This is a genomic window from Pseudomonas sp. EU05-FHT14B02, assembly GCF_058791055.1.
Map to the genome: position 1 here is coordinate 68,093 of NZ_JBYTDD010000007.1, position 22,902 is coordinate 90,994.

General features: G+C 60.9%; 21 protein-coding genes. 17 read left to right on the forward strand and 4 right to left on the reverse strand.

Annotation, left to right across the window (positions count from 1 at the left end; genetic code table 11):
* The first annotated feature begins 5 nt into the window (after positions 1-5).
* Positions 6-1,415 (forward strand): MATE family efflux transporter, encoded by a 1,410-nt coding sequence (locus AC3WTM_RS09120; RefSeq protein WP_102669000.1) that lies wholly within the window; start codon positions 6-8, stop codon positions 1,413-1,415.
* Between the two features lie 130 nt (positions 1,416-1,545).
* Here AC3WTM_RS09120 and tusA read toward each other — a convergent pair whose 3' ends face one another.
* A complete protein-coding gene (gene tusA / locus AC3WTM_RS09125; RefSeq protein WP_102668938.1) occupies positions 1,546-1,797 on the reverse strand; it encodes a sulfurtransferase TusA in 252 nt (83 codons plus the stop codon).
* 191 nt (positions 1,798-1,988) lie between these two features.
* Positions 1,989-3,062 carry a 23S rRNA (cytidine(2498)-2'-O)-methyltransferase RlmM gene (gene rlmM, locus AC3WTM_RS09130; protein ID WP_057715663.1) on the reverse strand — a complete coding sequence of 358 codons (1,074 nt, stop codon included), beginning with the start codon at positions 3,060-3,062 and terminating at the stop codon, positions 1,989-1,991.
* A 226-nt stretch (positions 3,063-3,288) separates the two neighbouring features.
* Here rlmM and acnA point away from each other — a divergent pair, with 226 nt between their 5' ends.
* The 3 genes from acnA (at position 3,289) to AC3WTM_RS09145 (ending at position 8,684) form a co-directional block, all read left to right on the forward strand.
* The gene (acnA, locus tag AC3WTM_RS09135) at positions 3,289-6,030 is read left to right on the forward strand and encodes an aconitate hydratase AcnA (RefSeq protein WP_102668939.1); all 2,742 of its coding nucleotides are present in this window, start codon (positions 3,289-3,291) and stop codon (positions 6,028-6,030) included.
* Between the two features lie 191 nt (positions 6,031-6,221).
* Positions 6,222-7,013, forward strand: a complete 792-nt coding sequence (locus AC3WTM_RS09140) for a CPBP family intramembrane glutamic endopeptidase (protein WP_102668940.1) — start codon at positions 6,222-6,224, stop codon at positions 7,011-7,013.
* A 105-nt stretch (positions 7,014-7,118) separates the two neighbouring features.
* On the forward strand, positions 7,119-8,684 hold the full coding sequence (locus AC3WTM_RS09145; RefSeq protein ID WP_102669001.1) for a methyl-accepting chemotaxis protein: 1,566 nt from the start codon (positions 7,119-7,121) through the stop codon (positions 8,682-8,684).
* Between the two features lie 106 nt (positions 8,685-8,790).
* Here AC3WTM_RS09145 and AC3WTM_RS09150 read toward each other — a convergent pair whose 3' ends face one another.
* A complete protein-coding gene (locus tag AC3WTM_RS09150) occupies positions 8,791-9,465 on the reverse strand; it encodes an alpha/beta family hydrolase (RefSeq protein ID WP_102668941.1) in 675 nt (224 codons plus the stop codon).
* 94 nt (positions 9,466-9,559) lie between these two features.
* Between AC3WTM_RS09150 and ccoN (AC3WTM_RS09155) the strand changes: the two genes are divergently transcribed.
* The 8 genes from ccoN (AC3WTM_RS09155) (at position 9,560) to ccoP (AC3WTM_RS09190) (ending at position 16,467) form a co-directional block, all read left to right on the forward strand.
* The gene (gene ccoN, locus AC3WTM_RS09155; protein WP_102668942.1) at positions 9,560-10,984 is read left to right on the forward strand and encodes a cytochrome-c oxidase, cbb3-type subunit I; all 1,425 of its coding nucleotides are present in this window, start codon (positions 9,560-9,562) and stop codon (positions 10,982-10,984) included.
* A gap of 10 nt (positions 10,985-10,994) precedes the next feature.
* The gene (gene ccoO / locus AC3WTM_RS09160; protein ID WP_057715669.1) at positions 10,995-11,603 is read left to right on the forward strand and encodes a cytochrome-c oxidase, cbb3-type subunit II; all 609 of its coding nucleotides are present in this window, start codon (positions 10,995-10,997) and stop codon (positions 11,601-11,603) included.
* Between the two features lie 18 nt (positions 11,604-11,621).
* Complete coding sequence (locus AC3WTM_RS09165) at positions 11,622-11,819, forward strand: cbb3-type cytochrome oxidase subunit 3 (RefSeq protein WP_102669002.1); 198 nt, start codon at positions 11,622-11,624, stop codon at positions 11,817-11,819.
* Entirely contained in the window at positions 11,816-12,769 is a 954-nt protein-coding gene (gene ccoP, locus AC3WTM_RS09170) for a cytochrome-c oxidase, cbb3-type subunit III (RefSeq protein ID WP_102668943.1), read from the forward strand. The genes AC3WTM_RS09165 and ccoP (AC3WTM_RS09170) overlap by 4 nt, the downstream gene beginning before the upstream one ends.
* A 482-nt stretch (positions 12,770-13,251) precedes the next feature.
* Positions 13,252-14,694 carry a cytochrome-c oxidase, cbb3-type subunit I gene (gene ccoN, locus AC3WTM_RS09175; RefSeq protein ID WP_102668944.1) on the forward strand — a complete coding sequence of 481 codons (1,443 nt, stop codon included), beginning with the start codon at positions 13,252-13,254 and terminating at the stop codon, positions 14,692-14,694.
* Positions 14,694-15,302 (forward strand): cytochrome-c oxidase, cbb3-type subunit II, encoded by a 609-nt coding sequence (gene ccoO, locus AC3WTM_RS09180; RefSeq protein ID WP_009042961.1) that lies wholly within the window; start codon positions 14,694-14,696, stop codon positions 15,300-15,302. The genes ccoN (AC3WTM_RS09175) and ccoO (AC3WTM_RS09180) overlap by 1 nt, the downstream gene beginning before the upstream one ends.
* A 5-nt stretch (positions 15,303-15,307) precedes the next feature.
* Positions 15,308-15,493 (forward strand): CcoQ/FixQ family Cbb3-type cytochrome c oxidase assembly chaperone, encoded by a 186-nt coding sequence (locus AC3WTM_RS09185; protein ID WP_003175465.1) that lies wholly within the window; start codon positions 15,308-15,310, stop codon positions 15,491-15,493.
* Positions 15,490-16,467, forward strand: coding sequence for a cytochrome-c oxidase, cbb3-type subunit III (gene ccoP, locus AC3WTM_RS09190; protein WP_102668945.1), 978 nt, complete (start codon positions 15,490-15,492; stop codon positions 16,465-16,467). Before AC3WTM_RS09185 ends, ccoP (AC3WTM_RS09190) begins: the two co-directional genes overlap by 4 nt.
* A 241-nt stretch (positions 16,468-16,708) precedes the next feature.
* Here the strand turns inward: ccoP (AC3WTM_RS09190) and AC3WTM_RS09195 are convergent, their stop codons facing one another.
* Positions 16,709-16,927 (reverse strand): hypothetical protein, encoded by a 219-nt coding sequence (locus AC3WTM_RS09195; RefSeq protein ID WP_146023680.1) that lies wholly within the window; start codon positions 16,925-16,927, stop codon positions 16,709-16,711.
* A gap of 416 nt (positions 16,928-17,343) precedes the next feature.
* Here AC3WTM_RS09195 and ccoG point away from each other — a divergent pair, with 416 nt between their 5' ends.
* From ccoG to AC3WTM_RS09220, 5 genes are all read left to right on the forward strand, one after another.
* Positions 17,344-18,759 (forward strand): cytochrome c oxidase accessory protein CcoG, encoded by a 1,416-nt coding sequence (gene ccoG / locus AC3WTM_RS09200; RefSeq protein ID WP_102668947.1) that lies wholly within the window; start codon positions 17,344-17,346, stop codon positions 18,757-18,759.
* A gap of 11 nt (positions 18,760-18,770) precedes the next feature.
* A complete protein-coding gene (locus AC3WTM_RS09205; RefSeq protein WP_102668948.1) occupies positions 18,771-19,310 on the forward strand; it encodes a FixH family protein in 540 nt (179 codons plus the stop codon).
* 154 nt (positions 19,311-19,464) lie between these two features.
* Positions 19,465-21,918: a heavy metal translocating P-type ATPase gene (locus AC3WTM_RS09210; RefSeq protein WP_102668949.1), complete on the forward strand. Its 2,454-nt coding sequence runs from the start codon at positions 19,465-19,467 to the stop codon at positions 21,916-21,918.
* Positions 21,919-21,940: 22 nt separating this feature from the next.
* On the forward strand, positions 21,941-22,159 hold the full coding sequence (gene ccoS, locus AC3WTM_RS09215; RefSeq protein WP_056721958.1) for a cbb3-type cytochrome oxidase assembly protein CcoS: 219 nt from the start codon (positions 21,941-21,943) through the stop codon (positions 22,157-22,159).
* On the forward strand, positions 22,152-22,835 hold the full coding sequence (locus AC3WTM_RS09220; RefSeq protein WP_102668950.1) for a sulfite exporter TauE/SafE family protein: 684 nt from the start codon (positions 22,152-22,154) through the stop codon (positions 22,833-22,835). Before ccoS ends, AC3WTM_RS09220 begins: the two co-directional genes overlap by 8 nt.
* The last annotated feature ends 67 nt before the right edge of the window (positions 22,836-22,902 follow it).

The window sequence follows — 22,902 nt, forward strand, 5'->3', positions numbered from 1 at the left end:
CGCCATTGAATCCTGTAATCGAAAATACCGCCGCCATTGCGCCTGCGCGGAAAACACCCATACGCCTGGAACTCAAGGGCCTTCTCGGCCTGGCCCTGCCGATCATGATCGCGCAACTGGCCACCACGGCCATGGGCTTCGTCGATGCGGTGATGGCCGGCCGCGTCAGCCCACGGGACCTGGCCTCGGTGGCCCTGGGCAACTCGATCTGGATTCCGGTCTACCTGTTGATGTCCGGCGTCCTGCTGGCAACCACACCCAAGGTCGCCCAACGCTTTGGCGCCAGGCAGTTTGACGAAATCGGCCCGTTGGTCCGTCAGGCGCTGTGGCTCGCATTGTGTGTCGGGTTGATCGGCAGCGGCCTGTTGCTCGGCGCCGAGCCGATCCTGCACTGGATGAAAGTCGATCCGCAATTGATCGAACCGAGCATGGGTTACCTGCACGGAATCGCCTTCGGCTTGCCGGGCATGGCGTTCTATTACGTTCTGCGCTGCTACAGCGATGGCATGGGCCGGACCCGTCCGAGCATGGTCATCGGCTTATGCGGGCTACTGCTGAACATCCCGCTGAACTACACGTTGATCTATGGCCATTTCGGCGCACCGGCCCTGGGCGGCGTCGGTTGCGGCTGGGCCAGCGGCATCGTGATGTGGTTCATGGCGTTGAGCATGGCCGGCTGGACCTTCTGGGCCCCGTTCTATGCCCGCACCCGTGTGCTGGTGCGCTTCGACCGGCCGAAATGGGCCGTGATCAAGCGCCTGGTCAGCATTGGCCTGCCGATCGGTATCGCCGTCTTCGCCGAGTCCAGCATCTTCGCGGTCATCGCCCTGTTGATCGGCAGTCTCGGCTCCACCGTGGTGGCAGGGCATCAAATCGCCCTGAATATCAGCTCGTTGCTGTTCATGATTCCTTATTCGCTGGGCATGGCGGTGACCGTGCGCGTCGGCCAGGCACTGGGGGCCGGCAATCCCTGGCAGGCGCGCTTCGCGGCGAAGGTCGGACTCGGTGCGGCCCTGGTGTTCGCGGCGTTCTCGGCGGCACTGATCCTGCTACTGCGCGAACCTATCGCCTCGATCTACACACCTGACAAGGCCGTGATCCAGATTGCGTCGATGTTGATTGTGTATGCCGCGCTGTATCAGTTTTCCGATGCCATCCAGGTGATCTGCGCCGGCGCGCTGCGTGGATACCAGGACACCCGGGTGACGATGATCCTGACCTTGTTCGCCTATTGGGGCATCGGCCTGCCGGTCGGCTACGTGCTGGGATTGACCGATTGGTTCGGTCCGGCCAGCGGCCCGAGCGGGCTGTGGGAAGGGTTGATTGCCGGTTTGAGCTGTGCGGCGCTGATGCTGTCGATCCGACTGACGCTCAGTGCGCGCCGGCGGATTCGTATCAGCCGCCCGGCAGGTTGACTTGCGAAAATTGTAGGAGCGAGCTTGCTCGCGAAGGTCGTGAACGATGACGCGGGAGTCCTGACACCCCGTGGTGTTCTCAGGTCCATCGCGAGCAAGCTCGCTCCTACAGTGGCGTCATGGTGTGAGCTTAATCAGACTTCTTGCGAATCCAGTAGAGGTAGGTGCCCTCCTCCTCGTGCTGCCCCACCAGTTCGTGGTCGAGAAACACACAGAACTTGGGAATGTCGCGACGGGTCGACGGGTCAGTGGCGATCACCTTGAGCAGGCCGCCGGGCACCAGGTCACGAATGTGCTGGTGCAGCATCATCACCGGCTCGGGGCAGTTGAGGCCGGTGGCGTCGAGGGTGCCGTCTACCGGCGTATCAAGCATTTCACTCATGATTCACTCCTGAAACTGGCCGGCATTGTCGCGCATTGCCGGGTGCAACGTCATCTGTGGCATTACGCCGCTCCCCTGTAGGAGCGAGCTTGCTCGCGATGGTCGTTAACGATAACGCTGGATGCCTGACACCCCAATGCGCTCTCAGGTCCATCGCGAGCAGGCTCGCTCCTACAGGGGATTGCGGTGTTTCAGCGGGACTTGGGTTTCTTCACGTCCAGTCGACGCAAATGGCAAGTCACTTCCTCGCGGTCGTGGTACAGCTGCTTGCAGCCAATCTCGACCTTGATACCCCGGGCCTTGAAGCCATCGGCAATGCGCTCGAGCAAACGCTTCACTTCGGCATAGCGCTGTTTCATCGGCAGCTTGAGATTGACCACCGCCTCGCGGCAATGGCCGTCGCCGATCCACTCTTCCAGCATCGCGGCGTTGCGCGCCGGCTTCTCGACGATGTCGCAGACCATCCAGTCCACCGGTTGCTTGGGCTTGAAGGTGAAACCGTCAGCCATCAAGTGCTGCACCAGACCGGTGTCCATCAGGCTTTCGGCCATCGGGCCGTTGTCGATGGCCGTGACCAGCATGCCACGGTTGACCAGTTGCCAGGTCCACCCACCAGGGGCGGCCCCCAAGTCAACGCCGGTCATGTCGCCATGCAGGCGCTCGTCCCACTGGTCGCGCGGGATGAAGTGGTGCCAGGCCTCTTCCAGCTTGAGGGTCGAGCGGCTCGGCGCCTCGCGGGGGAACTTCAAACGGGGAATGCCCATCGGCCACATCGCCGAGTTGTTCGACTCCGCCAGGCCCATGAACACTTCACGGCCGCTTTTGAAGGTCAGCAGCAGGCGCGGCTTGTGCGCGTCCTCCACCAATTTGCCAGCAGCCATCAGCGCCTTGCGCAGGTGCACTTCGAATTTCTTACAGAAGTTCGACAGTTCCTTGCCGTCGTTGGTGTCGACCATTTCCAGCCACAGGCTGCCGCACAGCGGAAAATCCGCCATATGGGCGAGGATCACGCTGATGCGGTCGGTTTCCGGCAGATCGATGAAAATCCCCCGGGCCCACTGGCGCGGGAAGATCAGCTCGGCAAAACGCTGCCCGCGCATCAGGCGTTCGGCGCCATCTTCTTCGGTGCAGACAAACTCGGCGCAGGCAGTTGCCGCCTTGGCCTTGGCATAACCGGCCACGTTCAAACGCGCGGCGAGGTCGGAAATCTCGGAACAGACTTCGCCTTCGAAGCCTGGCCGGCAATGCATAAAGAGGGTGTTCATTAATACTCCTGGACCCTGTGGGAGCGAGCCTGCTCGCTCCCACAAAGAGAGACCGCTTGCCCTGAAGCAAAGCCTGTCACGAAAACCGGCGCATGATAGCCGAGATCGGAAGCTGGAGCTTGTCGATAGAACCCGGTTATTAGCCAGCTACTGAAAACAGAGCTAGGTTTAATGTTCTGCCCATCCCCTCAGTCCGTAGCCGTGCGGACTCAAAGGAGTGATTGCAATGCCGTCCCTCGATAGCCTGAAGACTTTGAAAACCCTGCAAGTCGGCAACAAGACCTACCACTACTTCAGCCTGCCTGAGGCCGCCAAAGGCTTGGGTGATCTGGACAAGTTGCCGATGTCGTTGAAAGTCCTGCTGGAAAACCTGCTGCGCTGGGAGGACGAAAAAACCGTCACCGGTGCCGACCTCAAGGCACTGGCCGCGTGGCTCAAGGAGCGTCGTTCCGACCGCGAGATCCAGTACCGCCCCGCGCGGGTGCTGATGCAGGACTTCACCGGCGTACCGGCGGTGGTCGACCTGGCCGCGATGCGCGCGGCGATGGCCAAGGCCGGCGGCAATCCGCAACGGATCAACCCGCTGTCGCCGGTGGACCTGGTGATCGATCACTCGGTAATGGTCGACAAGTTCGCCAGCAGCAGCGCTTTCGAGCAGAACGTCGACATTGAAATGCAGCGCAATGGCGAGCGCTATGCGTTCCTGCGCTGGGGCCAGAGTGCCTTCGACAATTTCAGCGTGGTGCCGCCAGGCACCGGGATCTGCCACCAGGTGAATCTTGAATACCTCGGCCGCACAGTCTGGACCAAGGACGAGGACGGTCGCACGTACGCCTTCCCGGATACACTGGTTGGCACCGATTCCCACACCACCATGATCAACGGCCTCGGCGTGCTTGGCTGGGGTGTCGGCGGTATCGAGGCGGAAGCGGCAATGCTCGGGCAACCGGTGTCGATGCTGATTCCCGAAGTCATCGGTTTCAAACTCACTGGCAAGCTCAAGGAAGGCATCACCGCCACCGACCTGGTGCTGACCGTGACCCAGATGCTGCGCAAGAAAGGCGTGGTAGGCAAATTCGTCGAATTCTACGGCGACGGCCTTGCCGACCTGCCCTTGGCCGACCGCGCGACCATCGCCAACATGGCCCCGGAATACGGCGCCACCTGCGGTTTCTTCCCGGTGGACGACATCACGCTGGAATACCTGCGCCTGTCCGGCCGGACCCTGGAAACGGTGCAACTGGTCGAGGCCTACAGCAAGGCCCAGGGCCTGTGGCGCCTGCCCGGCCAGGAACCGGTGTTCACCGACAGCCTGGCGCTGGACATGGGCAGCGTCGAAGCCAGCCTTGCCGGTCCCAAACGTCCACAGGACCGGGTGTCGCTGCCCAACGTCGCGCAAGCGTTCAGCGATTTCACCGACCTGCAATTCAAGCCCACCAGCAAGGAAGAAGGCCGTCTGGAAAGTGAAGGCGGTGGCGGTGTTGCTGTCGGCAATGCCGATATGGCCGGCGAAGCGGATTACGATTACGAAGGCCAGACCTATCGCCTGAAAAACGGCGCCGTGGTCATCGCCGCGATCACCTCCTGCACCAACACCTCCAACCCCAGCGTGATGATGGCCGCCGGGCTGGTGGCGAAAAAGGCCGTGGAAAAAGGCCTGAAACGCAAACCCTGGGTGAAGAGCTCGCTGGCCCCCGGCTCGAAAGTGGTCACCGACTACTACAAGGCGGCCGGCCTGACCCAGTACCTCGATGAATTGGGCTTTGCCCTGGTCGGCTATGGCTGCACCACTTGCATCGGCAACTCGGGGCCGCTGTCGGAGCCCATCGAGAAAGCCATCCAGCAAGCCGACCTCACCGTGGCCTCCGTGCTCTCGGGCAATCGCAACTTCGAAGGCAGGGTGCATCCACTGGTAAAAACCAACTGGCTGGCCTCCCCGCCGCTGGTGGTCGCCTACGCACTGGCCGGCACGGTGCGCACCGACCTCAGCCGCGAGCCGTTGGGCGAGGACAAGGACGGCAAACCGGTTTACCTGCGGGACATCTGGCCAAGCAGCAAGGAAATTGCCGACGCCGTGAGTCAGGTCAACACCGCCATGTTCCACAAGGAATACGCCGAAGTGTTTGCCGGTGACGAACAATGGCAGGCGATTGAAGTACCGCAGGCGGCAACTTATGTCTGGCAGGACGACTCGACTTATATCCAGCACCCACCGTTCTTTGACGACATCGGCGGCCCGCCGCCCGTGGTCAAGGATGTCAACGGCGCCAGGATCCTCGCACTGCTGGGCGACTCGGTGACCACCGACCACATCTCCCCGGCAGGCAACATCAAGGTCGACAGCCCGGCAGGGCAATACCTGCGCGACAAAGGCGTCGAACCGCGGGACTTCAACTCCTACGGCTCGCGGCGTGGCAACCATGAAGTAATGATGCGCGGCACCTTCGCCAACATTCGCATACGTAACGAAATGCTCGGCGGCGAAGAAGGCGGCAACACCCGCTACATTCCCACCGGCGAGAAAATGTCGATCTACGACGCCGCCATGCGCTATCAGGTTTCAGGCACACCGCTGGTGGTGGTCGCCGGCCAGGAATACGGCACCGGTTCGAGCCGCGACTGGGCCGCCAAGGGCACCAACCTGCTGGGGGTGAAAGCGGTCATCGCCGAAAGCTTCGAACGGATTCACCGCTCCAACCTGGTGGGCATGGGCGTGCTGCCGCTGCAGTTCAAGTTGGATCAGAACCGCAAGAGCCTGAACCTGAGCGGCAGCGAAACCCTGGACATCCTCGGCTTGACCGGTGTCGAGCTGACGCCAAGGATGAACCTGACGCTGGTCATCACCCGCGAAGACGGCAGCAGCGAGAAGATCGAGGTGTTGTGTCGCATCGATACGCTCAATGAGGTCGAGTACTTCAAGTCCGGAGGGATTTTGCATTACGTGTTACGGCAGTTGATCGCGTCCTGATCTATCGCCGGCCAAAACACCGCCTTCGGGCGGTGTTTTTGTTTGAGTCACGAAAATCCATGTGGGCGCGAGCTTGCTCGCGATATGGACATAACATTCAACATTGTTGCCGACAGTCAGTAAGCTATCGCGGGCAAGCTCGCCCCCACAGGGTTTTGTGTACATCGCACATTCCTGCACAAGGACTTCAAATGATTGCCCTGCCATGGACGTTTCTGGCCCTGCTTTCCTTCGGCTTCGGCCTGGCGCTGACCTACGGCCATCTCGGCTGGCTCTCGGCCATTTCGGTGTTCCTGTTGCTGGTTGCGGGTGTCGCCGTCCGCCAGCGCGAGATCCCTTTTGCCCGCTACCTCGGCCACGGCCTGTTCATCGTCCTGGCCCTGGCATTGGCCACGCATTGGTTACCCGGTTTCTACAATGGTCGCGTTATCGATCCCCAGCGCTTTACCGACAATGCCGCGTCATTCGCCATGCATCTTAATCTGGACAAACCGCTGATCGGCTTCTGGCTGTTACTGGTTTGTCCGTGGATTGTCGGCCGCCGTTCGCTTCGATTGTCACTGTATGCCACCGTACTGGCCCTGACCTTGAGCGCCATACTGGCATTGGGTGGCGCGCTGTTGCTGGGCGTAATCGCCTGGGCGCCGAAATGGCCGGATCAAGCCTGGCTGTGGTTGCTGAACAATCTGCTGCTGGTGACGCTGGTCGAAGAGGCGCTGTTCCGTGGGTACATCCAGGGCGGCCTGACCCGGTATCTCAAAGACCGGCCCTACGGTAAAAACCTCGCCCTGCTGCTGGCGTCATTGGTCTTTGGCCTGGCCCATGCCGGCGCGGGATGGCGGTGGGTATTGCTGGCAACGCTGGCCGGGGTCGGCTATGGCCTGGCCTATCGGTTCGGGGGGTTGGGCGCCGCCATCGCCAGCCACTTTGGCCTGAACCTGCTGCACTTCGGTCTGTTCACTTATCCGATGCTCGCCGGCTGACGCAAGGGTCATTTTGCGACGCATTGCCGATTATCAAAAAATAAACTCAACAATCCGCCAGCCTTGCCGATACAGCACATGAAAGCCTTGCGGATTAAAAAAGCCATGCGTAACAACCAGCCAATTACACAACGCGAGCGGACCTTCCCGGCTCAGCAACGGTTGATTTCCACCACCGATGCCAAGGGCATGATCACCTACTGTAACGATGCTTTCGTCGAGATCAGCGGGTTTTCCCGAGAGGAATTGATCCGTGCACCGCACAACCTGGTCCGTCACCCCGACGTCCCGGCGGCGGTGTTCGCACACATGTGGGACACGCTGAAACAAGGCTTGCCATGGATGGGCATTGTCAAGAATCGCTGCAAGACCGGTGATCATTACTGGGTGAACGCCTATGTAACACCGATCTTCGAAGGCAATCAGGTGATCGGTTATGAGTCGGTGCGAGTCAAGCCCACCGCCGAACAGATCCGCCGGGCCGAAGCGCTCTACCAGCGCATCAATCAGGGCAAGTCAGCCATTCCCTCCTCGGATAAATGGTTGCCGATTCTGCAGGACTGGCTGCCGTTTATCCTGGTCAGCCAATTGAGCTTCATGATCGGTGCATCGCTGAACTCCCACTGGGGGTTTGCCCTGGCTGCCGGTCTTTCGGTGCCACTGGGCCTGCTGGGCCTCCAGTGGCAACAGCGTGGCCTCAAGCGTTTGCTGCGCCTGGCCGAGCAGACCACCTCCGATCCGTTGATCGCACAAATGTACACCGATAGTCGCGGCGCCCAGGCGCGCCTGGAAATGTCCATTCTCAGTCAGGAAGCACGCCTGAAAACCTGCCTGACGCGTCTGCAGGACACGGCCGAACACCTGACCGATCAGGCTCGACAGTCCGACGCCCTGGCGCATAACAGCTCCAGCGGCCTGGAACGTCAACGGGTCGAGACCGAGCAAGTGGCCACCGCGGTCAACCAGATGGCCGCGACCACCCAGGAAGTCGCCAGCCACGTGCAGCGCACTGCCGACGCCACCCAGGAGGCCAACCGCCTGACCGGTCGTGGTCGTGACATCGCCGGGGAAACCCGCGAAGCCATCCAGCGCCTGTCGGTAGTCGTCGGTGAAACCGGCGTGACCGTGACCCAACTGGCCAAGGACAGCAACGAAATCGGTGGTGTGGTCGACGTGATCAAAGGCATCGCCGACCAGACCAACCTGCTGGCCCTGAACGCCGCCATCGAAGCGGCCCGTGCCGGCGAAATGGGTCGTGGTTTTGCGGTGGTGGCCGACGAGGTCCGTCAGTTGGCTCAACGCACCAGCGAGTCCACCGGGCAGATTCACGCGCTGATCGCCAAGCTCCAGCACACCGCCGGCACTGCCGTGCAAACCATGGAAGCCGGGCATCGTCAGGCGGAAGAAGGCGTGGCGCGGGTACTGGAAGCGGACCAGGCGCTAGTGGGGATCAGCGAAGCGGTGGCCAACATCACCGACATGACCACCCAGATCGCGGCGGCGACCGAAGAGCAAAGCGCCGTGGCCGAAGAAATCAGCCGCAACATCAGCAACATCTCGGATCTGGCGGATCAGACCTCGGAACAGGCACAGAACTCGGCATTGCTGAGTGAAGAGCTGACCAAGACTGCCAATACACAGTATTCGTTGGTGGAGCGGTTTAACCGCTGATTACTGATGGAATGATAAAAACCCGGACAGTGAGAGCTTCCGGGTTTTTGCTACCAATCTGAAAAGCATATTGCCTGTGAGGCCGCCTTCGCTGGTAAGCCAGCTCCTACAGAAATGCAACCACCTTCTGCGCCGCAGCCGCCAAATGCTGCTCATGCGTAAGCCCCGAAGCCTTCAGCGGCTTCAAGTCATGATCCCCCGCCACCAGCCAGAACACCTCGATACTCGGCGATAGCGCGTAACCCTCGACCGCCTCCCGGTTGCCCAACGCATCACGCTCACCTTGCACGATCAAGGTCCGCGTCTTCAGCGCCGCCAAATGCTCAACCCGTGGCTTTTCCGGTTTACCCACCGCATAGAACGGATACCCCAGGCACACCAGCCCATCCGCGCCCAATTCGTCCGCCAGCAGACTGGCCATGCGCCCGCCCATGGACTTGCCGCCGATGGCCAGGGGCCCAGTGACATGGCGTCGCACCTGGGCATACACCTCTCGCCAGCATTCCAGCAGTTTCGGCGCCGGGTTCGGCGGGCGTCTACCGCCATCAAGGCGCCGTTGCGCCATGTAGGGAAACTCGAAGCGCAACACGTTGACGCCTTGAGCGGCGAGGCGTGCAGCCATGTCGCTCATCCAGTCGCTGTCCATCGGTGCGCCGGCGCCATGGGCAAGGATCAGCGTCGCCACTGCCTTGCCAGCGGCGGCATTCCACAACCATCCATGATCCCGCACGCACTGCGCCCATTGATCCCCGTCAATACCGGCCTTGTGCCCTTTGTCCATGCTTGCCTCGCTTTTAGTCTGCCTATAACTCCGGCCGAAGGGTGCACTGCCTTGCGCTGCGCGCTCACTTCGGCTGAACCGTGGATGGGGAACCATGAACACTTCTATCAGTACCGCCTACAACTACAAGGTGGTCCGCCAATTCGCCATTATGACGGTGGTGTGGGGCATCGTCGGCATGGGCCTCGGGGTTTTTCTCGCTGCCCAGTTGGTCTGGCCCGAACTCAACTTCAATCTGCCGTGGACCAGCTTCGGCCGTTTGCGCCCGCTGCACACCAACGCGGTGATCTTCGCATTCGGCGGCTGCGCGCTGTTCGCCAGTTCGTTCTACTCGGTGCAACGCACCTGCCAGACCCAATTGTTTGCGCCGAAAATCGCCGCGTTCTGTTTCTGGGGCTGGCAGCTTGTGATTCTCCTGGCAGCCATCAGCCTGCCGCTGGGCTACACCAGCTCCAAGGAATACGCCGAGCTGGAATGGCCGATCGACATCCTGATCACCATCGTATGGGTCGCCTACGCCATCGTGTTCTTCGGCACGATCATGCAGCGCAAGACCAAGCATATCTATGTCGGCAACTGGTTCTTCGGTGCGTTCATCGTCACCGTGGCGATCCTGCACATCGTCAACAACATGGAACTGCCGGTCAGTTTCACCAAGTCCTACTCGCTGTACTCCGGCGCCACCGATGCGATGGTGCAATGGTGGTACGGGCACAACGCCGTAGGCTTCTTCCTCACCGCCGGTTTCCTCGGGATGATGTATTACTTCGTGCCAAAACAGGCCGAACGTCCGGTGTACTCCTATCGTTTGTCCATCGTGCACTTCTGGGCACTCATCACCCTTTACATCTGGGCCGGTCCGCACCACTTGCACTACACGGCACTGCCGGACTGGGCGCAGTCGTTGGGCATGGTGATGTCGCTGATCCTGCTGGCGCCGAGCTGGGGCGGGATGATCAACGGCATGATGACCCTGTCCGGTGCCTGGCATAAGTTGCGCAGCGACCCCGTCCTGCGCTTCCTCGTGGTGTCGCTGGCGTTCTACGGCATGTCGACCTTCGAAGGGCCGATGATGGCGATCAAGACGGTCAACGCCCTCTCCCACTACACCGACTGGACCATCGGCCACGTACACGCAGGCGCCTTGGGCTGGGTGGCGATGATCTCCATCGGCGCGCTGTACCACATGATCCCGAAAGTCTTCGGACGCGAGCAGATGCACAGCATCGGCCTGATCAACGCGCACTTCTGGCTCGCCACCATCGGCACCGTTCTGTACATCGCCTCAATGTGGGTCAACGGCATCGCCCAGGGCCTGATGTGGCGTGCGGTGAACGAGGACGGCACGCTGACCTACTCCTTCGTCGAAACCCTGGTGGCCAGCCACCCAGGCTTCGTCGTGCGGCTGGTGGGTGGCGCGATATTCCTCAGCGGCATGTTCCTGATGGCCTACAACACTTGGCGCACCGTGCGGGCCTCGCAGCCTGCCGAAGTCGCCGCTGCCGCGCAGATGGCCTGAGGAGTCCGCCATGAAACACGAAACTATCGAGAAAAACGTCGGCCTGTTGCTGCTGCTGATGATCCTGGCCGTGAGCATCGGCGGCCTGACCCAGATCGTCCCGCTGTTCTTTCAGGACGTGACCAACAAACCGGTGGAAGGCATGAAGCCCTACACCGCGCTGCAACTGGAAGGTCGCGATATCTATATCCGCGAAGGCTGCGTCGGCTGTCACTCACAGATGATCCGACCGTTCCGCGCCGAGACCGAACGCTACGGGCACTACTCGGTGGCTGGCGAAAGCGTGTGGGATCACCCGTTCCTGTGGGGCTCGAAACGCACCGGGCCGGACTTGGCCCGTGTCGGTGCGCGCTACTCCGATGACTGGCACCGCGCGCACTTGTACAACCCGCGCAACGTCGTGCCGGAGTCGAAGATGCCGGCGTACCCGTGGCTGGTGGCCAACCCGGTCGACAGCAGCCATACCGAAACCAAGATCAAGGCCATGCGTACCCTGGGCGTGCCGTACACCGACGAAGACATCACCGGCGCCGTCGCTTCACTCAAGGGCAAGAGCGAAATGGATGCATTGGTCGCCTACCTGCAAGTGCTCGGCACTGCCATCAAGAGCAAGAGGTGAGCCATGCCCCTGTCTTTTATAGAGATCGAATTGAGCACTGGAATGATCCGCGGCCTGGGCACCGTCGTGGTGTTCGTGGCCTTCGTCGGCCTGACATTGTGGGTATTCAACGGCAAGCGCAGCCCGGAATTCGCTGAAGCGCGCCTGCTGCCGTTCGCCGACGAGCCACAACCCGACATCACTGAAGAATCAGCAACAAGGAGTACCCGGCCATGACCACCTTCTGGAGTACGTGGATCTGCGTACTGACCATTGGCAGCCTGATCGGCCTGACCTGGTTGCTGCTCAGCACCCGTAAAGGTGAAACCAAGGGCAGTGTCGACCAGACCATGGGCCACAGCTTCGACGGTATTGAGGAGTACGACAATCCGTTGCCGCAATGGTGGTTCATGCTATTCGTTGGCACCTTGGTGTTTGCCGTCGGCTATCTGATCCTCTATCCGGGCCTGGGCAACTGGAAAGGCATCCTCCCCGGCTACGAAAACGGCTGGACCGGAGTGCACGAATGGGAAAAGGAAATGGCCAAGGCTGACACGAAGTTCGGGCCGATCTTCGCCAAATTCGCGGCAATGCCCGTGGAAGAAGTGGCCAAGGACCCGCAGGCTCTGAAAATGGGCGGCCGCCTGTTTGCCTCCAACTGCTCGGTGTGCCACGGCTCGGACGCCAAGGGTGCATTCGGCTTCCCCAACCTGACCGACAGCGACTGGCGCTGGGGCGGCAACCCGGAAACCATCAAGACCACCGTCATGGGTGGCCGGGTGGCGATGATGCCGGCCTGGGGTGAAGTCCTGGGGGAGGAAGGTGTGAAAAACGTCGCTGCGTATGTGCGCCATGGCCTGGCCAAGCTGCCATTACCTACCGACAGCAAAGCCGACCTGCAAGCCGGGCAGCAAGCCTTCAGCACTACCTGTGTCGCCTGTCACGGAGCTAACGGCCAAGGCACTGAAGCCATGGGCGCACCGAACCTGACCCACCCGGCCGGCTTCATTTACGGTACAAGCCTGACGCAACTTGAACAGACGATTCGGCATGGTCGCCAAGGCCATATGCCGGCGCAGAACGAACTGCTGGGCAACGATAAGGTGCAACTGCTGGCCGCGTATGTGTACAGCTTGTCACACGGTTTGAATACCGAGCGCCTGCAGGCTGAAGACAACCGCAAATAAATCCCGAGCGCTCTGCTGCCGCATTCTCCCGGATGCGGCAGTTCCCTGCCCCTTTGCGACCCATTGTCGCACCCCCGCACAGACTTTCTTTCGGATCACCGGATTCAGGTCTAAGCTTCCCCCGATGCGGACTGGCCGGTGCCGGTTCCAGGTCGACCCTGAACGATGTGTTCGACGAATCTGCCCGATGACAGGCCGCAAAGGCTGGTAGATACCGGCTGTCGCGCCAGTTGCCTTCGGTCAGCCAAACGTTGCGTTTGAACACACCCCGTTACATCCGACCTGACCCCCTCGCCTGATCGGTCCGCCGGGACGTTTTGCCCACGGGCAATTTTGTCCCTACGCGGCGCATGGAAAGGCCGCAGAATCAGCTTTTGAAAGCATTGACCCAGGTCATGGCGCGTTGCAATGACCCCCTGCTTTCTCCATACTTGCGGCCGATTTTTAATCCTAATAAAACACCCAAACCGTGGAACCTTAGAATGAGCACAGCAATCAGTCCGACTGCTTATAACTATAAGGTAGTCCGCCAGTTCGCCATCATGACGGTGGTCTGGGGGATCCTTGGCATGGGGCTTGGTGTCTTCATCGCCTCGCAACTGGTCTGGCCGGAGTTGAACTTCGGTCTGGCATGGACGAGCTTTGGACGCCTGCGCCCGTTGCACACCAACCTGGTGATTTTCGCCTTCGGTGGATGTGCACTGTTTGCCACTTCTTATTACGTCGTGCAGCGAACCTGCCAAACGCGACTGATTTCCGACAGCCTCGCCGCCTTCACCTTCTGGGGATGGCAAGCGGTGATCGTCGGCGCGATCATTACCTTGCCGATGGGTTTCACCACCACCAAGGAATACGCGGAACTGGAATGGCCCCTGGCTATTCTGCTGGCCATTGTCTGGGTCACCTACGGTCTGGTGTTCTTCGGCACCATCGTCAAGCGCAAGACCAAGCACATCTATGTGGGTAACTGGTTCTACGGCGCGTTCATCGTCGTGACCGCGATGCTGCACATCGTCAACCACATGTCGCTGCCGGTCAGCCTGTTCAAGTCCTACTCGGCCTACTCGGGCGCGACGGACGCGATGATCCAGTGGTGGTACGGCCACAACGCCGTGGGCTTCTTCCTGACCACCGGCTTCCTGGGCATGATGTACTACTTCGTGCCGAAACAAGCCGAACGTCCGATCTACTCCTATCGCTTGTCGATCGTGCACTTCTGGGCGCTGATCACCCTGTACATCTGGGCCGGTCCGCACCACCTGCACTACACCGCGCTGCCGGACTGGGCTCAGTCCCTGGGCATGGCAATGTCGATCATCCTGCTGGCACCAAGCTGGGGCGGCATGATCAACGGCATGATGACCCTGTCGGGCGCCTGGCATAAGCTGCGCACCGACCCGATCCTGCGCTTCCTGGTCGTCTCCCTGGCGTTCTACGGCATGTCGACCTTCGAAGGCCCGATGATGGCCATCAAGACCGTCAACTCCCTGTCGCACTACACCGACTGGACCATCGGCCACGTACACGCCGGCGCTCTGGGCTGGGTTGCGATGATCTCGATCGGCGCCATCTACCACATGATCCCGAAACTGTTCGGTCGTGCGCAGATGCACAGCACCGGCCTGATCAACACCCACTTCTGGCTCGCGACCATCGGTACCGTGCTCTACATCGCCTCGATGTGGGTCAACGGCATCACCCAGGGCCTGATGTGGCGTGCAATCAACGATGACGGCACCCTCACCTACTCGTTCGTCGAAGCGCTGCAAGCCAGCCACCCGGGCTTCATCGTCCGTGCCCTGGGCGGTGCGTTCTTCGCCGCCGGCATGTTGTTCATGGCCTACAACGTATTCCGTACCGTACGCGCCTCGAACCCGGCTGAAGCCAAAGCCGCCGAACAGATTGCCGTAGTTGGAGCTCACTGATGAAGCATGAAGCAGTCGAGAAGAATATTGGCCTGCTGGCCTTCTTCATGGTCATCGCCGTCAGCATCGGCGGCCTGACCCAGATCGTTCCGCTGTTTTTCCAGGATGTCACCAACAAGCCGGTCGAGGGCATGAAGCCCCGCACCGCCCTTGAACTGGAAGGCCGGGACGTTTATATCGCCAACGGTTGTGTCGGCTGCCACTCGCAGATGATCCGCCCGTTCCGTGCTGAAACCGAACGCTATGGCCACTACTCGGTCGCCGGTGAAAGCGTCTGGGACCACCCGTTCCTGTGGGGTTCCAAGCGTACCGGTCCGGACCTGGCCCGCGTCGGCGGTCGTTACTCCGATGACTGGCAGCGTGCGCACTTGTACAACCCGCGCAACGTGGTGCCTGAGTCGAAAATGCCGGCCTACCCGTTCCTCGTGGAAAACAAGCTCGACGGCAAAGACACCGCCAAGAAAATGGAAGTCTTGCGCACGCTCGGCGTCCCTTACACCGACGAAGACATCGCCGGCGCCAAGGATGCTGTGAAGGGCAAAACCGAAATGGACGCGCTGGTGGCCTATCTGCAAGGCCTGGGCACCATCATCAAAAGCAAACGGTGATCTAAATGGATATCGGGATGATTCGTGGCCTGGGCACCGTCGTTGTGATGGTGGCCTTCATCGGTCTGGCGCTGTGGGTATTCAGCCCCAAGCGCAAGTCTGAGTTTGAAGACGCGACCTTGCTGCCTTTTGCGGATGATCCCGAAGCCATCAAGCACGTCGAGCAAGCTTCTAGGAGTAACAAAGAATGACTACATTCTGGAGTCTGTACGTCACAGTCCTCAGTCTCGGTACGATCTTTTCCCTGACCTGGCTGCTGCTGTCGACCCGCAAGGGCCAGCGCAGCGAGCAGACAGACGAGACCGTCGGGCACTCCTTCGATGGCATCGAGGAGTACGACAACCCGCTGCCGAAATGGTGGTTCATGCTGTTCGTGGGCACCATCATCTTCGCACTGGGCTACCTGGTGCTGTATCCGGGCCTGGGTAACTGGAAAGGCCTGCTGCCGGGTTATGGCTACCTCGACAACGAGAAGCAGACCCCGTTCGCCAACGGCCAGACCGGCTGGACCGGCGTTCACGAGTGGGAAAAGGAAATGGCCAGGTCGGACGCCAAGTTCGGTCCGATCTTCGCCAAGTTCGCGGCCATGCCAATCGAAGAAGTGGCCAAGGACCCGCAAGCCTTGAAGATGGGCGGCCGCCTGTTCGCCTCCAACTGCTCGGTTTGCCACGGTTCCGACGCCAAGGGCGCCTACGGTTTCCCTAACCTGACCGACGCCGACTGGCGCTGGGGCGGCGACGCGCAAGCCATCAAGACCACCATCATGGGCGGCCGTCACGCGGTGATGCCTGCATGGGCTGAAGTGATCGGCGAGCAAGGCGTGGCCGACGTGTCCGCGTTTGTCCTGACCAACCTCGATGGCCGCAAGCTGCCGGAAGGCGCCAAGGCCGACCCGGTTGCCGGGCAGAAACTGTTCGCCACCAACTGCGTGGCGTGCCATGGTCCGGAAGGCAAGGGTACGCCAGCGATGGGCGCACCTGACCTGACTCACCCGGCAGCGTTCATCTACGGCTCGAGCTTCGCTCAACTGCAGCAGACCATCCGTTACGGCCGTCAGGGCCAGATGCCTGCGCAAGAGGCAATGCAGGGTAACGACAAGGTTCACCTGCTGGCCGCTTACGTCTACAGCCTGTCTCACGGAGAGAAGGCAGCGGACGCCGAATAAGGCAAACGCTTGAAGCAACAAAAAACGGCCCCGCCAATGTGAATTGGCGGGGCCGTTTTCATTTCAAGTCTACGCACGCTTATTTGCGCATAGTTCCGTGGACTTGCTGGCGAGCCATCCGGGTTATTATTTTTCACGCATTCTTCTATCAACCAATGTAAAACGGCTTCGCCATTTTTAGTTGGTGAAACCGTTTAAGACGCTCATGAACCCACTTCGTGCTCATGCGTATTGGTTGTAATCAAGGAATGTTACCGCCACCCAGACTGTCCAGACCGCCAGTCCCTTTCTTGTTGCCTGAAGAGCGATTTTCTTGAACTTTTTGCGCCGTCGGCGCCACCATATCCACAGCCGTGGCTGGTGCCGGAATCGTGCAGTCTGTACCAGGCTCATGAGCTTCGACAGTGACTGGTCCAACAGACTGAGTTGCCCAAGTGCAATCTTTATCATTAATAGACATTTTTACTTATCCTTAAGTAAATTTTCAAATATACGACGCGCAACACTACAATCAAATCTTATTGCTTTCGCAGTGACAACTTATTAAACCAAGAACCAAACATCCATCGACCAACAATCACAAAGTATGACCAAAGTAAAAAACATATTCTTTATACAGCAGACTTTTGATATCTCTTTCCACCCAGGCACCCGCCGACGCTCGACGGAGAAAATGATAAATCGTCTATAGTCAATTGACCTGCATCATGTTTTGTTACATCCGCTACACCATTCATGATTTTTCCCCAACGCGACCAAAGGTCGCACCCGCAGGCTAGAGCGACAGGCGTATCATTGCGCCACTGCAACACCCCTTTTTGACCGCGGTCGGCACGTACTGACCGAGGCATTTTTCCACTGCCGTGGGATGCAATGATGAGCAACCAGATTCCGGTACACGACGTCACTCCACCCACCAAGAACGCGAACGCCAGCGTCGACCTCTACGCCTCCAGGGAAAAAATCTACACCCGCGCCTTCACCGGCCTGTTTCGCAACCTGCGGATGACCGGCGGAGCCCTGTTGTTCCTGCTGTATTTCGGCACGGTGTGGCTGGACTGGGGCGGTCATCAGGCCGTTTGGTGGAACCTGCCGGAGCGCAAGTTCTTCATTTTCGGTGCCACTTTCTGGCCTCAGGACTTCATTCTGCTGTCCGGCATGTTGATCATCGCCGCCTTCGGCCTGTTCTTCATCACCGTGTACGCCGGACGGGTCTGGTGCGGCTATACCTGCCCGCAAAGCGTCTGGACCTGGATTTTCATGTGGTGCGAAAAAGTCACCGAAGGTGACCGCAACCAACGCATCAAGCTCGACAAGGCGCCAATGAGCGCCAACAAGTTCTTGCGCAAGTTCAGCAAGCACACCATGTGGCTGTTGATCGGTTTCGTCACCGGCATGACTTTCGTTGGCTACTTCTCACCGATCCGCGAACTGGTGTTCGACTTTTTCACCGGCCAGGCGGATGGCTGGTCGTACTTCTGGGTCGGTTTCTTCACCCTCGCCACTTACGGCAACGCCGGCTGGTTGCGCGAACAGGTGTGCATCTACATGTGCCCGTACGCACGCTTCCAGAGCGTGATGTTCGACAAGGACACCCTGATCGTTTCCTACGATCCACGCCGTGGCGAAGGCCGTGGACCGCGTAAAAAAGGTATCGACTACAAGGCCCAGGGCCTGGGTGACTGTATCGACTGCACCATGTGCGTCCAGGTCTGCCCGACGGGCATCGACATCCGCGACGGCTTGCAAATCGAATGCATCGGTTGCGCCGCCTGCATCGATGCCTGCGACGCCATCATGGACAAGATGGAATACCCGCGCGGACTGATCAGCTACACCACCGAGCACAACCTGTCCGGACAGAAAACCCATAAACTGCGCCCGCGCCTGATTGGCTATGCCATTGTGCTGCTGGCGATGATCAGCCTGCTGGTGACGGCATTCTTCATGCGTGCGCTGGTGGGTTTCGATGTCAGCAAGGACCGCGTGCTGTACCGCGAGAACGCCGAAGGCCGGATCGAAAACGTCTACAGCCTGAAAATCATGAACAAGGACCAACGCGACCATACCTACCTGCTCGAAGCATCCGGCCTGCCGGATCTCAAATTGCAGGGTCGACGCGAGATCAAGGTCGCGGCCGGCGAGATCATCAGCCAGCCTGCCGAACTGTCCGTTGCACCGGAAAAACTGCCGTCGAGCACCAACGAGGTGAGATTCATCCTCAAGGACGCCGATGACGACAGCGTCCACATTGAAGCCAAGAGCCGGTTCATCGGCCCACAGAATCGTTGAGAGAACTGAACATGCCCGCAGCAAATGCCGCAAGTCCCTGGTACAAGCACCTCTGGCCGTGGATCATCATCGGGATCCTGGCCTGCTCGGTGGCCCTGACCTTGTCCATGGTGACCATCGCGGTGAAGAACCCGGACAACCTGGTCAACGACAACTACTACGAGGCTGGCAAAGGCATCAACCGCTCCCTCGACCGTGAATTACTGGCCCAGACCCTGAAAATGCGCGCCAGTGTTCATCTCGACGGCATGACTGGCGAGGTTGACCTGCGCCTGAGCGGCGACAGCCAGCCCAAGACCCTGGAGCTGAACCTGATCTCGCCGACCCAGCCGGAAAAGGATCGCAAGATCACCCTGACCCGCAGCGAAACGGAACAGGGCCGCTACATCGGCCAGTTGAGTGACAAGATCGAAGGCCGGCGTTTTGTCGAGTTGCTTGGCACTCAGGACGAGCACATCTGGCGCATGTTCGAAGAGGAACCGGTCAGCCATGACAAGGATCTGCTGCTGGGTGACGAACCGCTGCAAGGTGCTGAAGACCTGAAGAAGTAAAAGCGCGCTTCGCGCATCGCGAGCAAGCTCGCTCCCACAGTTGATCACCGCCGTGCTCAGAACCTGAGTACACCCATGATCCCTATGGGAGCGAGCTTGCTCGCGATGAGGCCCTATCCGACGATAGAGATTCAGCAGTACTAGTGAATACTCCATGACCACCACCCCACTCCCCTGCTATCACTGCGCCCTGCCCGTCCCGGCCGGCAGCCGCTTCACCGCTGCAGTCCTGGGGCAAACCCGCGAATTCTGCTGCCCAGGTTGCCAAGCCGTGGCCGAGGCCATTGTCGCCGGTGGCCTGGAAAGCTATTACCAGCACCGCAGCGAAGCCTCGGCCAACCCTGAAGCGCTGCCGGTGCAACTGGTGGATGAACTGGCGCTGTACGACCGCGCCGATGTGCAGCAACCCTTTGTCCGCCACGATGGCGAACTCGCCGAAACCACGCTGTTGATGGAAGGTATCAGTTGCGCAGCCTGTGGCTGGCTGATTGAAAAGCACCTGCGCGCCCTGCCGGCCGTGGCCGAAGCGCGCCTGAACCTGTCCAACCATCGCCTGCACGTACGCTGGGCCGATGGGCAGTTACCGCTGAGCCAGGTCCTCAGCGAACTGCGTCACATCGGGTACGCCGCACACCCGTATCAGGCCGACCGGGCCAGCGAACAACTGGCCAGCGAAAACCGCCTGGCCCTGCGCCAGCTCGGCGTGGCCGGGCTGCTGTGGTTCCAGGCGATGATGGCAACCATGGCCACCTGGCCTGAATTCAACATCGACCTCAGCCCCGAACTTCACACCATCCTGCGCTGGGTCGCCCTGTTCCTCACCACCCCGATTGTGTTCTACAGTTGCGCGCCGTTTTTCAAAGGCGCCATGCGCGATCTGCGCACCCGCCACCTGACCATGGACGTTTCGGTGTCGCTGGCCATCGGCAGCGCCTACATCGCCGGGATCTGGACGTCCATCACCGGGGTCGGCGAACTGTATTTCGATGCCGTCGGCATGTTTGCCCTGTTCCTGCTGGCCGGGCGTTATCTGGAACGTCGCGCCCGCGAGCGCACCGCCGCCGCCACCGCGCAGCTTGTGAACCTATTGCCTGCCTCGTGCCTGCGATTGTCAGCCGATGGCCAGAGCGAACGCATTCTGCTCAGTGAACTGCGTGTCGGCGATCAGGTGCTGGTTCATCCGGGCGCCATTCTCCCGGCTGACGGCAAGATCCTCGACGGCCAGTCGAGTGTCGACGAGTCGCTGCTGACCGGCGAATACCTGCCGCAACCACGCACCCTCGGCGACGCCGTCACCGCTGGCACAATGAACGTCGAAGGCGCACTGACCGTCGAGGTCCAGGCCCTGGGCCAGGACACTCGCCTCTCGGCCATCGTGCGCCTGCTCGATCGTGCCCAGGCCGAAAAACCGCGCCTGGCGGAAATCGCCGACCGCGCCGCGCAATGGTTCCTGCTGTTGTCGCTGGTCGCCGCCGCCGCGATTGGCCTGTTGTGGTGGCAGTTGGACGCCTCGCGAGCCTTCTGGATCGTACTGGCGATGCTGGTGGCGACCTGCCCGTGCGCCTTGTCGCTGGCGACGCCAACCGCCCTCACCGCCGCCACGGGCACACTGCACAAGCTCGGTCTGTTGCTGACCCGCGGCCATGTGCTGGAAGGCCTGAACCAGATCGACACGGTGATTTTCGACAAGACCGGCACCCTCACCGAAGGACGCCTGGCGCTGCGCTCGATCCGCCCCCTCGGCGCGCTCGACAGCGATCAATGCCTGAGCCTCGCTGCCGCCCTGGAAAACCGCTCCGAACATCCGATCGCCCGCGCTTTCGGTCGTGCGCCGACGGCTGCCGAGGAAGTCCACAGCACACCAGGTCTTGGCCTGGAGGGGCTGGTTGATGGGCGGCGCCTGCGGATCGGCCAACCGCGTTTTGTCTGCGAACTCAGCGGTGCCATGGTGCCATCGATGCCCGAAGAACCCGGCCAATGGCTGCTACTCGGCGACAGCGAGCGGCCGCTGGCCTGGCTCGTCCTCGATGATCGCTTGCGTGCCGATGCGCCCGCACTGCTCGCCGCGTGCAAGGCCCGCGGCTGGCGCACGCTGTTGCTGTCCGGCGACAGCTCGCCTATGGTCGCCAGCGTGGCGGCGGAACTGGGTATTGATGAAGCCCGCGGCGGCTTGCGTCCGGACGATAAACTGCAGGTCCTGCAACAACTGCACAAGGAAGGTCGCAAGGTGTTGATGCTCGGTGACGGGGTCAATGACGTACCGGTGCTGGCGGCTGCGGATATTAGCGTCGCCATGGGCTCGGCCACCGACCTGGCGAAAACCAATGCCGACGCCGTGCTGCTGTCCAACCGCCTCGACGCGCTGGTGCAAGCCTTCAGTCTGGCGCGGCGCACCCGTCGGGTCATTATCGAGAACCTTCTGTGGGCCGGGTTGTACAATGGCCTCATGTTGCCCTTCGCCGCCCTCGGCTGGATCACTCCGGTATGGGCGGCGGTGGGCATGTCGATCAGTTCGTTGACCGTGGTGTTGAACGCGCTGCGCCTGACTCGCATGCCGAGCGCGCCCGCCCACGGCACCACGCCAGAAACCCGCCCGCTGCCGGCCTGAGCCGCGCGGGCATGGAGTCCAGATGCCAGCTCTTTACGTGATGATTCCCGCTGCGCTGCTGATCGTGGCCATCGCCGTCTATATCTTCTTCTGGGCGGTGGATAGCGGTCAGTACGACGATCTTGACGGCCCGGCCCACAGCATCCTGTTCGACGACCAGGACCCGAACCACACCGCCGCCGTCGACGAGGCCAGCGGCCAACCTGCCAAAACGGACGACAAGGCCCCGCCCCATGCTTGAATTGACGCCACTGCTGGTGTCTGCGGTGATCCTCGGTTTGCTCGGCGGCGGCCATTGCCTGGGCATGTGCGGCGGCCTGATGGGCGCGCTGACCCTGGCGATTCCCAAGGAGCAACGCAGCCGCCGCTTTCGTCTGCTGCTGGCCTATAACCTGGGCCGGATTCTGAGCTATGCCTGTGCCGGACTGCTGATCGGCCTGGCCGGATGGGCCGTGGCCAGCAGCCCGGCGGCGATGTTCCTGCGCATCCTAGCCGGCTTGCTGCTGATTGCCATGGGCCTGTACCTGGCCGGCTGGTGGAGCGGCCTGACCCGTATCGAAAGCCTCGGTCGAGGCCTGTGGCGGCATATTCAGCCAGTTGCCAACCGGTTGCTGCCGGTGTCGAACGTTCCGCGCGCGCTGCTGCTGGGCGCGCTCTGGGGCTGGCTGCCGTGTGGCCTGGTCTACAGCACCTTGCTATGGTCGGCCAGCCAGGGCAACGCACTGGACAGTGCTTTGTTGATGCTGGCGTTCGGGCTCGGCACCTGGCCGGTGCTGCTGGCGACAGGCCTTGCCGCCGAGCGCATCACCGCGTTGTTGCGCAAGCGCAGCGTGCGGATGGCGGGCGGATTGCTGGTGATACTGTTCGGCATCTGGACCTTGCCGGGGCCGCATCAGCATTGGCTCATGGGGCACTAGATCGGCGGCGCGCCCATCGCGAGCAAGCTCGCGATGAGGCCCTCACAAACGACATAGATTCTGACCT

What these genes read in the sequence shown, in the direction of transcription:
- tusA (WP_102668938.1), bottom strand. Translation starts at nt 1,797, where the DNA reads ATGAGTGAAATGCTTGATACGCCGGTAGACGGCACCCTCGACGCCACC.
- rlmM (WP_057715663.1), bottom strand. Translation starts at nt 3,062, where the DNA reads ATGAACACCCTCTTTATGCATTGCCGGCCAGGCTTCGAAGGCGAAGTC.
- acnA (WP_102668939.1), top strand. Translation starts at nt 3,289, where the DNA reads ATGCCGTCCCTCGATAGCCTGAAGACTTTGAAAACCCTGCAAGTCGGC.
- AC3WTM_RS09140 (WP_102668940.1), top strand. Translation starts at nt 6,222, where the DNA reads ATGATTGCCCTGCCATGGACGTTTCTGGCCCTGCTTTCCTTCGGCTTC.
- AC3WTM_RS09145 (WP_102669001.1), top strand. Translation starts at nt 7,119, where the DNA reads ATGCGTAACAACCAGCCAATTACACAACGCGAGCGGACCTTCCCGGCT.
- AC3WTM_RS09150 (WP_102668941.1), bottom strand. Translation starts at nt 9,465, where the DNA reads ATGGACAAAGGGCACAAGGCCGGTATTGACGGGGATCAATGGGCGCAG.
- ccoN (WP_102668942.1), top strand. Translation starts at nt 9,560, where the DNA reads ATGAACACTTCTATCAGTACCGCCTACAACTACAAGGTGGTCCGCCAA.
- ccoO (WP_057715669.1), top strand. Translation starts at nt 10,995, where the DNA reads ATGAAACACGAAACTATCGAGAAAAACGTCGGCCTGTTGCTGCTGCTG.
- ccoP (WP_102668943.1), top strand. Translation starts at nt 11,816, where the DNA reads ATGACCACCTTCTGGAGTACGTGGATCTGCGTACTGACCATTGGCAGC.
- ccoN (WP_102668944.1), top strand. Translation starts at nt 13,252, where the DNA reads ATGAGCACAGCAATCAGTCCGACTGCTTATAACTATAAGGTAGTCCGC.
- ccoO (WP_009042961.1), top strand. Translation starts at nt 14,694, where the DNA reads ATGAAGCATGAAGCAGTCGAGAAGAATATTGGCCTGCTGGCCTTCTTC.
- AC3WTM_RS09185 (WP_003175465.1), top strand. Translation starts at nt 15,308, where the DNA reads ATGGATATCGGGATGATTCGTGGCCTGGGCACCGTCGTTGTGATGGTG.
- ccoP (WP_102668945.1), top strand. Translation starts at nt 15,490, where the DNA reads ATGACTACATTCTGGAGTCTGTACGTCACAGTCCTCAGTCTCGGTACG.
- AC3WTM_RS09195 (WP_146023680.1), bottom strand. Translation starts at nt 16,927, where the DNA reads ATGTCTATTAATGATAAAGATTGCACTTGGGCAACTCAGTCTGTTGGA.
- ccoG (WP_102668947.1), top strand. Translation starts at nt 17,344, where the DNA reads ATGAGCAACCAGATTCCGGTACACGACGTCACTCCACCCACCAAGAAC.
- AC3WTM_RS09205 (WP_102668948.1), top strand. Translation starts at nt 18,771, where the DNA reads ATGCCCGCAGCAAATGCCGCAAGTCCCTGGTACAAGCACCTCTGGCCG.
- AC3WTM_RS09210 (WP_102668949.1), top strand. Translation starts at nt 19,465, where the DNA reads ATGACCACCACCCCACTCCCCTGCTATCACTGCGCCCTGCCCGTCCCG.
- ccoS (WP_056721958.1), top strand. Translation starts at nt 21,941, where the DNA reads ATGCCAGCTCTTTACGTGATGATTCCCGCTGCGCTGCTGATCGTGGCC.
- AC3WTM_RS09220 (WP_102668950.1), top strand. Translation starts at nt 22,152, where the DNA reads ATGCTTGAATTGACGCCACTGCTGGTGTCTGCGGTGATCCTCGGTTTG.